Consider the following 14,278-nt stretch of genomic DNA (forward strand, 5'->3'; position numbering starts at 1 on the left):
GCGGCGTCTTCGTCCTCGACGCCACCCGGGCGCTGACCGCACGCCTGGCTGAAGCCGAACCGCCCACCGGCCGGCCGCTCCACCTCGACACCCTCGTCGCCGACCGCCAGGCCTTGCTGGACCGCCTCAGGCCGCTTATCGGCTCCGGTCCATGAAGCTTGCTGCAACGCCTCGCCGACACTCCGGCCTGGTTGACCAGCGGATGATGGCGATTTAAGCGGCGCCACGCCCGTCACAGCGACGTTTTGGGCAACCGACCGCGGGAGTGGGGAAGGGAACTCGCGACCGACCCTGCTGACATTTTTGCGCGTGTGATACATTGGACGTCCCTGGGCAAGTGTGTYTATGGCCCAGCGAAGCGCAAAGCCMATCAGGTCGGATGGGGGAGTAGGAGTGTCGATAAGAAAATGAGCATTTATGAAGAAGTTTGAGTTTGTGAATGAAGCAGCGAAGAAAGCCTTTCAGGAACTGCCAAAAGATATAAAGAAGCAATTTGGTGCCGATCTGCAGGCCGTTCAAAATGGAGAACGCCCCTTCTCGGAACGCACGAATATAAAAGAAGGCGTTGGACCTAGCGCAATCGAACTAATCGAAAATGGAAGCCCTGCTATCGAGCGGTTTACTGTGCAAAATACGAGAACACGGTTTTCGTTCTGCATGCCTTCACCAAGACAACCAATGGCGTTGACAGGAAGGCGATGAAAACGGCGAAAGCGCGTTACAAAGAAATGCTCAAGATTATCAAGGAACGGAAGCAGGGAGGTCGCTAGGCGGCCTCCAACACCTTGCAGATCACCTTGTGATTTGCGTCGACCGACGGCTTCAGCCGGAGGTTCAACAATCAATCTCACGTCGGCATAGTCGGCGGATCGACGGGAGGGGATCATAGGAATTTCCCTCCTTGCGCACGATGCTCGAAGCAAAACCAGTGCGACCATAGCTGCAGCTCCGTAGATGTCGTGGCTGAGGGATAGCAACGTCTCGCGACTCGCGAATCTTTATGCGCTTTGTTATGAAGCGGCTGGGCGGCCCGATAGGTCGGACGTGGGGACATGCATTTCACGCAGGATCAGCTGCAGGCGATAGCCGATGCTTTGGGGGACACATCGGCAGGGCTTACGGGTTCCGAGGTCGGCTTCCTGCTACGAACGTGCGAGATCAGGGACACAGATCCTTCAATCACCAAGAGACACCGTCTCTACAACGCGTTCGCCCACGAGCAGAACACGCGAGGGGACCGCATCCGCATTCTTGGGTTCATCCGGAAAGCGATGAAGCCAACGCGGTTCGTGCGGGAGCCTGAACGCTTCGAGCCAATGAGGGCGAACGTCAACCGCGCTCTGGCCTTCGCCGGAATATCTATCGACGCGGCCGGAAAGCTGGGACCTGCGGCCAAGGCCGCGACGCTGGGCGAAGCCGAACGCAGAGCTAAGGAACTTCGAGCCGATCTGCTGTCGCGCGGGGTACATTCCGACGTGCTTTCCTTCTGCAGGCAAGAACTCCTGCACGACAATTATTTCCACGCCGTCCTCGAGGCCGCAAAGAGCGTTGCCGACAAGCTCAGGAAGCGGACCGGGTTGCTCGACGACGGCGCCGTTCTAGTCGACCACGTCTTCGGCGGCCAGAAGCCGATGCTTGCAATCAACTCGCTGGAGACGAAAAGCGAGCAGGACGAGCAGAAAGGATTCGTGAACCTGCTGAAGGGCACATTCGGAATGTTTCGGAATCCTACGGCGCACGAGGCGAAGGTGAACTGGGCCATGTCGAAGGAAGATGCAGAAGACTTGCTTTCGCTCGTGTCGCTCATCCACCGAAGGATCGACAAGGCGACAATGCCGCCCCGCGCTTGAAGCCAGTTCAGACATCTTCGCAGCAGTGCGGTACCCCCGAGTTGGCGCGCGGTAAGCTGGGTCAGGAGCAGGTGCTGCTCTCATGGACGTTTATTTCGATGGGAGTCGCGCCTAGGCGCTCCAACAACTTCAGCCGGGCCTCGATCGTCGCTCTCCAAGCCCATGCCAACAAACGCCAGGAAAAAGCCGTCGCCCGGATACTTCCGGGGAGGTATGGACGGCTTTAAAGGCGGCCTCAGCGCGGAGAATTATATCGCCATCACCCAGGCATCCCGCGCCACGGCGACAAGGGTCCTGCAGGATCTGGTTGCCAAGGTGCGCTGACAAGAACTGGTGAACTCCGACATACACGTTACATACTGAACATCCGTGACAATCGTGCGTATATCCCATCAGCGAATGACTAAGCCTGTACCACCGCGCGGCGGTCGAGCGACTGCGACAGCACGGCCACGGCGACGGCCAGAAGCGCGAGCGTAGCGCCCACCAGCGGTAGGTTCGCGTAGGATATGCCCCAGGAGATGGCAAGGCCCCCGATCCAGGCGCCGCCGGCATTGCCGACATTGAAGGCGCCCTGGTTGAGCGTGGCGGCAAGGTTCGGTCCTTCGGCAGCCGCCTCGACGACGCGGATCTGCAAAGGCGGCACAACGATGAAGATCAGCATGCCCCACAGGAAGACGATGGCCACGGCTACCGCGGCAATCGCACCGAGCTTGGTAAAGACGACGAACAGCAGGGCCATGGCGAGCAGCGTGGCGATCACCGTCGGCATCAGCTTCCAGTCGGCCAGCCTGCCGCCGATGATGTTGCCGATGGTCATGCCGGCGCCGAACAGGAGCAGCACCCAGGTGATGGTCGCCCTAGACAGGCCGGAGACGTCGGTGAGGTAAGGCTTGATGTAGGTGAACACCGCGAACAGGCTGGCGGAGGCGAGCGAGGCGATCAGCATCGCGAGCCAGACCTGCAGCCTGCCGAGCACGCGCAACTCGCCGCGCAGGCCGCCGCCGCTCGGCTCCGCGACGTCCGAAGGCACCAGCCAGGCGATGGCCGCGACCGAGATGAGACCGATGCCGACAATGGCGAGGAAAGTCGCGCGCCAGCCGAAGGCTTCGCCCAGCGCCGTGCCAGCGGGAACGCCAAGGATGTTGGACAGCGTCAGGCCGGCAAACATCAGCGCAATCGCGCTCGCCCGCTTGTTGCGCGGCACGAGGGTCGCGGCGACGACGGAGCCGATGCCGAAGAAGGCGCCGTGACCGAAAGCGGTGAAGACACGCGCTGCCATCAAGAGCCAGTAGTTCAGAGCGGTGGCGCAAAAGAGATTGCCGATGACGAAGAGGGTGGCGAGGCCGACAAGCACTGGCTTGCGCGGCAGGCGGGCGGTTGCCATGGCCACGATCGGCGCGCCGAAGACGACGCCCAGCGCATAGCCGGTGACCAGAAGGCCGGCGGAGGATATCGAGACGCCAAGGTCGGCCGCGACCTCTGGCAGCAGGCCCATGATGACGAATTCCGTGGTGCCGATGCAGAAGGAGGCAATGGCAAGCGCTAGGATTGGCAGCGGCATGGGACGTCCCTGCTAAAACGGTCCAACACCGAGATTGTCTGGACGGCCGCGATGCACGAGCTCCACCATAGGAGCCGGTATCAGAAGAAGGAGAGCGGCCCTTTTTCGAACACAGGCCGGGCTTTTGAGGCGGGYGGCGTCTGAGCGATGGTCGTGGACAGGACTGTTATGGCTCGGTCGACCTGACGTTTCTCCCTCATGGGCAGCTGTGGAGGAAACGAAAACATCATGAGCTGCCGATGCCGATTGCCTCGGCCCAAGTTGAGGAAATCTTGGCGAGAACTCCGGCGGCTTTTTTTCGACACTAGCCCTTGGCCACGGCCTCACATGCCTGCGCCCGCGAGCACGGTTCGGTGTGGAAATAATGTCTGTTCCTGCTGCTCGCCGGGAACCCCCCGGTGAACACCGGATTACGAGATTGGCTGAACTGGCGATTCTAAACATTACAGCGCTGCGCTCCGGTGTGGAGCTCAATGCCCCTGATACCGCCAGCAAGCGCTATGCCACCTTGGGATTTGTCCCCGTCTCAGCCTCCCCGAGCTATAGGCGTTGAACGAGAAAGCATCGTGCCCCGCTCGCAGACGCACCTCGACGGGCTAGGGTTCGTGTTATCGAGCGTTACGGTTTCCACCGACTTGCCGTGCTCTACTCTTTGCCAATGGCCGGCACGCGTCCGAACGATCTCATACGCATCGCGCCACATGCTGGTCTCTAATGCCACACTGCCTTGCGATTTTCGGTCATCGGTTTCGACCAGACCAGATCGTAGAGCTCGGCCCGCGTCATTCTCAACACGTATCTTCCTCTCGTATCAGTCGCCAGCAACGTGAGCCAGCCTCTCGGCATTTTAGAAGCGCCTTACCACCACCTAAATGAAGATTTCGTGGACGCGCTCGGGCCGCGCCATCCATCAAAATGGAACGACACGACGTAGAGGAATATCCGCCMTAATTTTTCTTACCCCAGGTAGCCTGGAAAGGACTTCCCGGTGGATCTCCTCGTAGCCCCGGATGTCTTTTACGCAGACATATAGAAGGTAATCCGTCTTGCCGCTCACCGCATAGCATTCTTCGATCTCAGGATGCTTTCGAAGAGAATTTTCGAAACGCTCGACCGTGTGTGAGCTAATGGCCTCCAACTCGATCCGGACCGGGATTTTGCTACCGGTTGTCAAATTTCTCTCTCCGGTTTTTCCAACTTAAACACCTCATGGAGTCAGCCACGATTTCAGTGGGATCGAGCTGCTGTGAGAAAACCGCTGTGCAAGGTTGACCCACGTTTCTATTTCGAACCCAAATTGCCGACGACAGCATGTTCGCGCTTTCCAGCCGACCATCTCCCTTTGAAGTTGCGCGATGACCGCCCGTATAGCCAGGCCTACACCTGGCTTGCAAGTCGCGCGACGATTGCCCGCGCAAACATTGCATCGGTCACAATCCGTGAATTCACGTCGAATGACGACGTTGTCGCCGGGGGAGGGCGTATGTTCCCTTTGGCCATCGGGGCAGTACGGTGCACAGATGACGGCCCGATTGCTGGCATGCGGGCGCGATTTCATCCCGCGCTTGGCCGCAACCTCGTCGGATCATGAATACGATCGCTCTATTGAGAACGAGGGTCAAAAGCGTAGCGATGGATGACCAGCCAGCAATTCCAAGAAAATTGAGCAAGGTTTTCCGTCCGCGGCGTTCCGCTGAAGGCGTGACGTGGTCATGAAATAACTGCTGACCACCTCTACATCAGCGTGCCGCGGTTGAAGTAGATAGCGAGCCGATCGCCGGCCTGGCCAGAGGCGACCAGCGGTCCCGTCCGATCCGAGCGGCTCGCAGCGTCGGCGACGAAGGCCTTGGCACAGACGCCAAATGTTTGATTTGGCCAGCACTGTTGCCGCGTGTCTTGGTGTTGCCATTGGCCTGGCTTCGGGGCGGTCGCGCTTCGCCAATCCTCGTCCACGTCGGCAAGCCATCGACCATACTTCGCAGACCCACTCGCGTCATCAGATTGCCCGCGATTGCCACCACGCCGCAGCGGCCCGGGGCGGCGGCCTTGTTTCAGCAAGCCGGCTTCGCCGTACCGCGTTTCCTRCTTCAATCGCCACCTTCTCATCGCACCGAATTCGATGCTGCCGGTGGCAAAATCGTGCGGCTCTGACATGGATCAGGGCAAACAGGCCGCGACTGCGCAATTGATGCGACGCGGATTGGCGTCCGCCGGCATTCCAGATCGGGTCTTGCGATGAAATTTGGCACAGAGATCGTCCTTTTAAGCCTGTTTGCTTTTGGCGCCCTCGTAGCCGCCGGCTTCGGGGTGGATGAACCATTTCGTCAGCACATGTGGGTTTTGTTCTTCGCCGTGGCTGGCTTCAACGCGATGCTGATGCGCAACACCGACTTCAAGCCGGCAGTTCCAATCGACCCTGCAGCTTACATGGATGGACCAATCCGCTACGGCGCCATCGCAACGGTGTTCTGGGGCGTCGTCGGCATGCTGGTCGGATTGGTCATCGCGCTGGAGCTTGCATACCCCCAGCTTAACATCGAGCCCTGGTTCAATTTCGGCCGGCTGAGGCCGCTTCATACCTCCGGCGTCATCTTCGCCTTCGGCGGCAATGCCCTTCTGTGCACATCCATGTATGTCGTGCAGCGCACGTCCCGTGCCAGGCTGTTTGGCGGCAATCTCGCCTGGTTCGTCTTCTGGGGATATCAGCTTTTCATCGTCATGGCCGCGACCGGCTATCTGCTGGGCATCACCGAAGGCCGCGAATATGCCGAGCCGGAATGGTATCTCGACCTCTGGCTGACAGTCGTCTGGGTCGCGTATCTGATCCTTTTCCTCGGCACCATCCTGAAGCGCAAGGAACCGCATATCTACGTCGCCAACTGGTTCTACCTCTCCTTCATCGTAACCATTGCGATGCTGCATGTGGTCAACAACCTGTCGATGCCGGTCTCATTCCTCGGCTCGAAGAGCTACTCGGCATTCTCGGGTGTTCAGGATGCCCTGACCCAGTGGTGGTACGGGCACAATGCCGTGGGCTTCTTCCTGACGGCCGGCTTCCTCGGCATGATGTATTACTTCGTGCCCAAGCAGGCGAACCGGCCGGTCTATTCCTACCGGCTGTCGATCATCCACTTCTGGGCGCTGATCTTCCTCTACATCTGGGCCGGGCCGCATCACCTCCACTACACCGCCCTGCCAGACTGGGCACAGACGCTGGGCATGGTGTTCTCGATCATGCTTTGGATGCCGTCCTGGGGCGGCATGATCAACGGCCTGATGACGCTGTCCGGCGCCTGGGACAAGCTGCGCACCGATCCCATCATCCGCATGATGGTCGCCGCCGTCGCCTTCTACGGCATGTCGACCTTCGAAGGGCCGATTATGTCGATCAGGACGGTCAACTCGCTCTCGCACTATACGGACTGGACCATCGGTCACGTCCATTCCGGCGCGCTCGGCTGGGTCGGCATGATCTCGTTCGGCGCGATCTATTACATGGTCCCGAAACTCTGGAACCGCGAGCGGCTCTATTCGCTGCGGCTTGTCGCCTGGCACTTCTGGCTGGCGACGCTCGGGATCGTGGTCTACGCGGCCGTGATGTGGGTTTCCGGCATCATGCAGGGGCTGATGTGGCGCGAGTACGACGAGCAGGGGTTCCTCGTCTACTCCTTCGCCGAAACGGTCGCCGCCATACACCCTTACTACGTCATGCGCGCCGCGGGCGGCGCCATGTACCTCGCCGGCATGCTGATCATGGCCTGGAACATCACCATGACCATTCGTGGCTACCGACGTGAAGAGGATCCGATGCCCGGCTCTATCGCCGCCCTCCAGCCTGCGCGATCAGGGGTCAGAAAATGGGCTTGATAGACAAGCACGCTCTGATCGAGAAGAACGCCACGCTCCTTCTCGTCGGGTCCCTGCTGGTCGTGACCGTCGGCGGCATCGTCGAGATCGCGCCGCTCTTTTATCTCGACAACACGATCGAGAAGGTCGAGGGCATGCGGCCCTACTCGCCGCTGGAGCTCGCCGGGCGCAACATCTATGTGCGGGAGGGATGCTACCTCTGCCACAGCCAGATGATCAGGCCTTTCCGCGACGAGGTGGAACGCTACGGCCACTACAGCCTGGCGGCCGAGTCGATGTACGACCACCCGTTCCAGTGGGGATCCAAGCGCACCGGGCCGGATCTCGCCCGCGTCGGCGACCGCTATTCCAACAGCTGGCACGTCCAGCATCTGACCGACCCGCGTTCCGTCGTGCCGGAATCCATCATGCCGAGCTACGCGTTCCTGAAAGACAAGCCGATCGAGGTGAAGGACTTCTCCACGCATCTCGTCGCCAACCGGCGCGTCGGCGTCCCCTACACCGACGACATGATCAAGCACGCCGATGCCGATCTGATGGCTCAGGCCGATCCCAACGCCGACACCTCCGGCCTGGAAAGTCGCTATCCGAAAGCCAAGGTCGGCGACTTCGACGGCAATCCGCAGCAGGTGACCGAGATGGATGCCCTGGTCGCCTATCTGCAGATGCTCGGCACTCTTGTCGACTTCAAGAACTACGACGAAGCCGTTGGCTACCGCTGAGGAGAACAAACCGATGGACTACAACCTGATGCGCGAGTTTGCCGACAGCTGTGGCCTGCTTGGCATGGTGCTCTTCTTTGCTGGATGCGTTGCCTTCGCGCTCCGACCGGGCGGTCACAGTCAGGCTCATGAAGCCGCACACATCCCCTTCAAAGACGACTGATCATGAGCACGCAGTATATCGATGAAATGTCGGGCGTCTCAACCACCGGCCACGAGTGGGACGGGATCAAGGAGCTCAACAATCCGCTGCCCCGCTGGTGGGTGATCACCTTCTACGTCACCATCGCCTGGGCGCTCGCCTACACGATCGCCTACCCGGCCTGGCCGATGCTCAGCTCCGCCACCAGGGGCGTCCTGGGCTTCTCCAGCCGCAACGACGTCAAGAACGAGATGGCAGCGGCCGAAGCCGCCAAGGCCAAATATGTCGCGGCGATCCAGTCCAAGAGCGTCTCCGAAATCGCCGGCGACGATGCGCTGCGCGAGTTTGCCGTCTCGGCCGGCGGCGCGGCGTTCAAGGTCAACTGCGTGCAATGCCACGGATCCRGCGCGCAAGGGTCGAAAGGGTTTCCGAACCTCAACGATGACGACTGGCTCTGGGGAGGCAAGACGGAGCAGATCCAGCAGACGATCACGCACGRCATTCGTTTCGCCGCGGACCCCGACACCCGCCAGTCGGAGATGCCTGCCTTTGCCGATGTGCTCAAGCCCGAACAGATCGACCAGGTCAGCGCTTTCGTTGCCAGCCTTTCGGGCCCCGTCAAGGACAAGAGCCTGGTCGAGCCCGGCGCCAAAGTCTTCGCGGACAATTGCGCTGTCTGCCATGGCGAGAACGCAAAGGGCAACAGAGAATTCGGCGCACCCGATCTGACCGATGCGATCTGGCTCTATGGGCCTGGCGAAGCTGCCATTGCTTCGCAGGTACGAGCCCCCAAGAGCGGGGTGATGCCCGCCTGGATCGAGCGCCTCGGCGAGATCAAGGTCAAGGAACTTGCAGTCTATGTCCATTCGCTTGGCGGCGGAGAATAGGCGGCGGCCTGTTCTCGGCCCTCCCCCCGCCAAGCGACGAGGCCCGGCGCGAGCCGGGCCTCGACCGCATTGCGGCAGTCCGCGATTGAACTTCCTCAACGCGGGCGCTGCCCGCCATGCGGCAAGGGTCGCCCGACCATCGGCCCGAATCCGTGGTCGAGTGTCGTCCGCGACCATCGTCGCTGGTCACCGGAGCTTCTCGTGCTTGATAACAAGCAGATAAAACGGCTCGAAGCCGAAGCGGGCAACTCCGCAAAGACGCGACAGCCGCTCTACGCAGCGCGCAAGAAGATCTTCCCGAAGCGCGCCTCGGGCCGTTTCCGCCAGTTCAAATGGCTGGTGATGGCGATCACGCTCGGCATCTATTACCTGACCCCCTGGCTGCGCTGGGACCGCGGCCCCTTCGCTCCCGACCTGGCCGTCCTCGTCGACCTGGCCAACCGGCGCTTCTACTTTTTCTTCATCGAGATCTGGCCGCAGGAATTCTATTACGTCGCCGGCCTGCTCATGATGGCAGGTGTCGGCCTTTTCCTGATCACATCGACGGTCGGGCGGGCCTGGTGCGGCTATACTTGCCCGCAAACCGTCTGGGTCGATCTGTTCCTTGTCGTGGAACGCTCGATCGAAGGCGATCGCAATGCCCGCATCAAGCTGGACGCCGCCCCCTGGACAACCCGCAAGCTCTTCCTGCGCATATCCAAGCATGCCGTCTGGCTCGTGATCGCGGTCGCCACGGGCGGCGCCTGGATCTTTTACTTCGCCGATGCGCCGAAGCTGCTCGGCGAAGTCATCAGCGGCACGGCCGCGCCCGTCGCCTATGTCACGATCGCCGTCCTCACCGGCACTACCTATGTGTTCGGCGGACTGATGCGCGAGCAGGTCTGCACCTATATGTGCCCGTGGCCGCGCATCCAAGCCGCCATGCTCGACGAAAATTCGTTGACGGTGACGTACAACGACTGGCGCGGCGAGCCGCGTTCTCGGCATGCCAAGAAGGCCTCGGCCACCGGACGGGCGGTCGGTGATTGCGTCGACTGCAACGCCTGCTTGGCCGTCTGCCCGATGGGGATCGACATCCGCGACGGACAGCAGCTGGAATGCATCACCTGCGCGCTGTGCATCGACGCCTGTGACGGCATCATGGACAAGCTCGGCCGCGAGCGTGGGCTGATCTCCTACGCCACCCTGGCGGACTACAACGCCAACATGGCGCTGGCGACCGCCGGCGGCACCGGCCCGGTCAATCCGGCGCTGGTGAGAACGGCGAGCGGCAGCTTCGTCGACGGCTTGGCACATTTCCATCTGGGCAAGATCTTCCGGCTGCGCACCTACATCTATCTCGGCGTATGGTCGGCGATCGGGCTGGTGCTCGTCTATTCGCTGCTGACGCGCGAGCGGCTGGAGCTGAACGTCCTGCACGATAGAAATCCGCAGTTCGTGACGCTTTCGGACGGCGCGATCCGCAACGGCTACACCGTCAAGCTGCTCAACATGATACCCGAGCCGAGAACGATCGAAGTCACGCTGGAGGGCCTCGACGACGGCGAGATGAGCATCGTCGGCATCGACCAGCCCCCGAGCCGCTCTTTCTCCATTCCAGTCGAACCCGACCGCCTGAAGACGCTGAAGGTCTTCGTGCGGCAACCGGCAGGCCACATCAAGAAGCCGGTGCAGAGCTTCGAATTTCGCATCGAGGACAAGGCGAGTTCCGAATTCGCCGAATACACCGCCAGTTTCAACGCGCCGGAGAATGGCAGATGAGCACCGATACGCATAAGCCGCGCGAGTTCACCGGCAGACATATGCTGATCGTCATCGTCAGCTTTTTCGCGGTGGTGATTGGGGTCAACGTGACGATGGCCACGCTTGCCCGGAAGAGCTGGACCGGCCTTGTCGTCGAGAACACCTACGTTGCCAGCCAGCAGTTCAATGAGGAAGCAAGGAAGGGAAGAGCGCAGGCCGCGCTCGGCTGGAAGGGCAAGCTGACCATTGCCTCCGGCGAGGTCCGCTACAGCGTTGCCGATGCGGAGGGAAAACCGGTGCCGCTGCACGGCGTCAGGGTGCTGTTTCGGCACCCTGCCTACGAAGCCGAGGACAAGGCTGTGACGCTCGCCGCGTCTTCCAGCGGCTCTCCTGGCAACACCGGCGAATTTATCGCCCGGCACACGCCAAAGGACGGCGTCTGGATCGTTGAGATCGATGCAGACGCGGGGCTCACGTCACCGTTTCGCGATGTCCGCCGCGTCATCATCTCGAATGGGGCCCTGCAATGAGCTGCTGCGCGCCGGGAGCCGAAATGGCATTGGAGGTCGCCAACGCGGCATCGGCTTTGCCCTCCAGTGACGAAATCAAGCTGGCCAGCCGTGCGTTGGGCGGTGACAGCCACCAGACGGATTTGTCGGTGCCGGCGGTCCATTGCGGTGGCTGCATCCAGGCGATCGAGGCCGCGCTCGCCAAGCTCGAAAATGTGGAATCCGCGCGCGTCAATCTCTCGACGAAACGCGTGTCGGTCCGCTGGCATGGCGACGAAGTCCCTGCGTTGTTCGCGACGCTTGACCGGTTGGGCTATGAGGCACATCTGTTCGACTCCGAAATCCAAGAGAAGGACAAGACCCTTTCGGAATTGATCCGGGCCGTCGCCGTCGCAGGCTTCGCGGCCGRCAACATCATGCTGCTTTCGGTGTCGGTCTGGTCCGGTGCCGAAGGCGCGACGCGGGATCTGTTTCACTGGATTTCCGCGCTGATCGCCATCCCGGCGCTCGCCTTCGCCGGCGGGATCTACTTCCGCTCCGCGGCAAACGCGCTCCGCCACGGCCGGATGAACATGGACGTGCCGATCGCGGTGGGGGTGTCGCTCGCCTACGCCATGAGCCTCTATGAGACCATCAATCACGGCGAGCACGCCTATTTCGACGCCTCGGTGTCGCTGTTTTTCTTCCTGCTGATCGGCCGCACGCTGGACCACGTCATGCGCGAGCACGCGCGAACGGCCGTCAACGGCCTGTCGAGGCTCGCGGCACGGGGCTCGGTGGTGCTGCGGCACGACGGCACGCGCGAATACGTGCCCGTCGCCGAACTCATGCCGGGAATGCGCCTGCTTATTGCGGCCGGAGAGAGGATACCGGTCGACGGCGACATAATCAGCGGAAATTCCGACCTCGACTGCTCGATCGTCTCCGGCGAGAGCGCGCCCAAGGCCGTAGGCGCGGGAGCGCGCGTCCAGGCAGGCACGCTCAATCTCACCGGTCCGCTGACGATGCAGGCAACCGCCGCCGCAAAAGATTCTTTCCTGGCGGAGATGGTTCGGCTGATGGAAGCCGCCGAGGGCGGCCGCTCGCACTACCGGCGGATCGCCGACCGGGTATCGTCGCTCTATGCGCCGGTGGTCCATCTGGCGGCCTTTGCGACATTCCTGGGCTGGATGGCCGTATCCGGCGATTGGCACCTAGCTGTCACCATCGCCATCGCCGTGCTCATCATCACCTGCCCCTGCGCGCTCGGCCTTGCGGTGCCGATCGTCCAGGTCGTGGCGGCTCGGCGCCTGTTCGAGGCCGGCGTCATGGTCAAGGACGGCTCGGCCATGGAGCGTCTCGCTGCAATCGACACGGCCGTGTTCGACAAGACCGGGACACTGACTTTGGGGCGACCAAAGCTTGTAAACGCATCCGCGATCGATCCGGCCATGCTCGCAATGGCCGCCGACATGGCGGCTCATTCCCGCCACCCGTTCTCAAAAGCCATTGCGGCCTATGGAGCTTCTTCCGGTCAGCACAAGCTTCTCTCCGTGCGCGAAGAACCGGGTTTCGGCATAGAAGCGGTCGCGAAGGGCGACATTTGGCGCCTTGGACGGCGCGGATGGGCAGGCTGGAAGGCTCGCACCGGCGGCGAAGGCAAATTTGGCGGCTATGGCGGCACGGTGCTTTCGAGGAATGGCAGCATCGTCGCTTGTTTCACCTTCGAGGATGCGCCTCGATCGGATGCCAAGGCGGCAATCCAGCAGTTGAAGACTGCCGGCGTGTCGGTCGATATGTTGTCCGGCGATACCGAGAAGGCCTGCAGCGAGGTCGCCGACACACTGGGAATCGAGAATTTCGTGCCGGCGCTGCTGCCCTCGGGCAAGGTCGAGTGGATCGAAGCGCTGACCCGTGCGGATCACAAGGTGCTGATGGTGGGCGACGGGCTCAACGACACACCGGCACTGCGCGCGGCTCATGTCTCGATCGCCCCGGCGACCGCGGCCGACATCGGCCGCAAGGCCGCCGACTTCGTTTTCCTGCGCGAAAGCCTTCTTGCAGTCCCTCTTGCAATGAAAGTCTCGCGCAAGGCCGGCCGGCTCATCCGCCAGAACATCGCCATCGCGATCGTCTATAATGCCTTTGCCGTGCCGATCGCCATTCTCGGACACGTGACGCCGCTCATCGCGGCGATCGCCATGTACGCTTCCTCGCTGCTTGTCATTGGAAACGCCCTGCGCCTGCAAGGCTTTGCACCCACCACGACGGCTCCTTCGGCAACGTGCGCGGGCATTCGCCCATGGGGGCAGCCCTCATGACGACGCTCGTCTACCTGGTACCAGCAGCGCTGTTCCTTGGCGCGCTTGGGCTATCCGGCTTTCTATGGGCATTGAGCAGTGGTCAATACGAGGATCTCCACGGGGCCGCTGAGCGCATCCTCATCGACTAGGACGACAAGCTGGAACGCTGACCTGATCACTGTGCCGGCAATCGTACGGACAGCGGTGGTCAGCCGGGTCGACTTGGTCGGGGCCAGACCGCCAAGGCTCCCACAGCGATCTCGCCAAGCGACGTTCAATCAGCCCTACCGCTCGAAGGACTTGTCGCCCGTTCCTTCGTGCGGGCGGCTCACGTGACAAAGTACCTCGCACGGCGGATAGGAGCGTCCGACGTTTGCTTAGAAATGCTGCCGAGCCGACTGGCGCGAAAAACGGATCAGCCAAGATTAAGTTTGCCGAACGTGCGCCGCAGGGGCGCCCGTCAGTCCAGGATGACGTGACCACATGGCATTTTCTTGGGCCGTTGACCAGTCGAGCATAAAACCCGCCGCCGTCGGCTTTGCCGCGTCTGGCTGATCCAGATCAAGGTTATCTTCTGACCGGCGTGGTTACGTCGACCAATCAAGGGAGAGGAACAATGTATGTCTAACGGACAGTATGGTCGTTACCTTCAACGAATAGCGGTGGTGAGAATCCCCCTTTCTGGCTGGCAATCTGCCTGGCTCGGCCCGTG

13 protein-coding genes and 1 pseudogene are annotated in these 14,278 nt (G+C 61.5%); 12 read left to right on the plus strand and 2 right to left on the minus strand.

The window, feature by feature from the left end; translation table 11 throughout:
- Positions 1-417: 417 nt before the first annotated feature.
- The 4 genes and pseudogenes from LCM4577_RS21305 to LCM4577_RS21320 form a co-directional block, all read left to right on the plus strand.
- Positions 418-702: a hypothetical protein gene (locus LCM4577_RS21305; RefSeq protein WP_244508396.1), complete on the plus strand. Its 285-nt coding sequence runs from the start codon at positions 418-420 to the stop codon at positions 700-702.
- Positions 654-770, plus strand: coding sequence for a hypothetical protein (locus LCM4577_RS21310; RefSeq protein ID WP_244508401.1), 117 nt, complete (start codon positions 654-656; stop codon positions 768-770). The genes LCM4577_RS21305 and LCM4577_RS21310 overlap by 49 nt, the downstream gene beginning before the upstream one ends.
- 282 nt (positions 771-1,052) lie before the next feature.
- Entirely contained in the window at positions 1,053-1,850 is a 798-nt protein-coding gene (locus LCM4577_RS21315; protein WP_040972693.1) for a TIGR02391 family protein, read from the plus strand.
- Between the two features lie 167 nt (positions 1,851-2,017).
- A pseudogene (locus LCM4577_RS21320) lies at positions 2,018-2,257 on the plus strand (hypothetical protein); the annotation flags it as partial.
- On the opposite strand, the gene LCM4577_RS21325 reads toward LCM4577_RS21320, so the two are convergent.
- Together LCM4577_RS21325 and LCM4577_RS21330 are read right to left on the minus strand one after the other, a co-directional pair.
- Positions 2,254-3,414, minus strand: a complete 1,161-nt coding sequence (locus tag LCM4577_RS21325) for an MFS transporter (protein ID WP_071073300.1) — start codon at positions 3,412-3,414, stop codon at positions 2,254-2,256. The pseudogene LCM4577_RS21320 and the gene LCM4577_RS21325 sit on opposite strands and share 4 nt — an antisense overlap.
- A 910-nt stretch (positions 3,415-4,324) precedes the next feature.
- Positions 4,325-4,588, minus strand: coding sequence for an Lrp/AsnC ligand binding domain-containing protein (locus tag LCM4577_RS21330; protein ID WP_083354803.1), 264 nt, complete (start codon positions 4,586-4,588; stop codon positions 4,325-4,327).
- Between the two features lie 1,061 nt (positions 4,589-5,649).
- On the opposite strand from LCM4577_RS21330, the gene ccoN reads away from it, so the two are divergent.
- The 8 genes from ccoN (at position 5,650) to ccoS (ending at position 13,715) form a co-directional block, all read left to right on the plus strand.
- Positions 5,650-7,281, plus strand: a complete 1,632-nt coding sequence (gene ccoN, locus LCM4577_RS21335) for a cytochrome-c oxidase, cbb3-type subunit I (RefSeq protein WP_071073303.1) — start codon at positions 5,650-5,652, stop codon at positions 7,279-7,281.
- A complete protein-coding gene (gene ccoO, locus LCM4577_RS21340) occupies positions 7,272-8,003 on the plus strand; it encodes a cytochrome-c oxidase, cbb3-type subunit II (protein ID WP_041005599.1) in 732 nt (243 codons plus the stop codon). Before ccoN ends, ccoO begins: the two co-directional genes overlap by 10 nt.
- Before the next feature lie 13 nt (positions 8,004-8,016).
- The gene (locus LCM4577_RS21345) at positions 8,017-8,166 is read left to right on the plus strand and encodes a CcoQ/FixQ family Cbb3-type cytochrome c oxidase assembly chaperone (protein WP_040972694.1); all 150 of its coding nucleotides are present in this window, start codon (positions 8,017-8,019) and stop codon (positions 8,164-8,166) included.
- A 2-nt stretch (positions 8,167-8,168) separates the two neighbouring features.
- Positions 8,169-9,032, plus strand: coding sequence for a cytochrome-c oxidase, cbb3-type subunit III (gene ccoP / locus LCM4577_RS21350; protein WP_071073305.1), 864 nt, complete (start codon positions 8,169-8,171; stop codon positions 9,030-9,032).
- 201 nt (positions 9,033-9,233) lie between these two features.
- Entirely contained in the window at positions 9,234-10,793 is a 1,560-nt protein-coding gene (ccoG, locus tag LCM4577_RS21355) for a cytochrome c oxidase accessory protein CcoG (RefSeq protein ID WP_071073307.1), read from the plus strand.
- Complete coding sequence (locus tag LCM4577_RS21360) at positions 10,790-11,305, plus strand: FixH family protein (protein WP_071073309.1); 516 nt, start codon at positions 10,790-10,792, stop codon at positions 11,303-11,305. Before ccoG ends, LCM4577_RS21360 begins: the two co-directional genes overlap by 4 nt.
- Positions 11,302-13,584 (plus strand): cation-translocating P-type ATPase, encoded by a 2,283-nt coding sequence (locus tag LCM4577_RS21365; RefSeq protein ID WP_071073311.1) that lies wholly within the window; start codon positions 11,302-11,304, stop codon positions 13,582-13,584. The genes LCM4577_RS21360 and LCM4577_RS21365 overlap by 4 nt, the downstream gene beginning before the upstream one ends.
- Positions 13,581-13,715: a cbb3-type cytochrome oxidase assembly protein CcoS gene (ccoS, locus tag LCM4577_RS21370; RefSeq protein WP_071073354.1), complete on the plus strand. Its 135-nt coding sequence runs from the start codon at positions 13,581-13,583 to the stop codon at positions 13,713-13,715. The genes LCM4577_RS21365 and ccoS overlap by 4 nt, the downstream gene beginning before the upstream one ends.
- Positions 13,716-14,278: the final 563 nt, after the last annotated feature.

Source organism: Mesorhizobium sp. LCM 4577 (assembly GCF_001854795.2).
Lineage (GTDB): Bacteria > Pseudomonadota > Alphaproteobacteria > Rhizobiales > Rhizobiaceae > Mesorhizobium > Mesorhizobium plurifarium.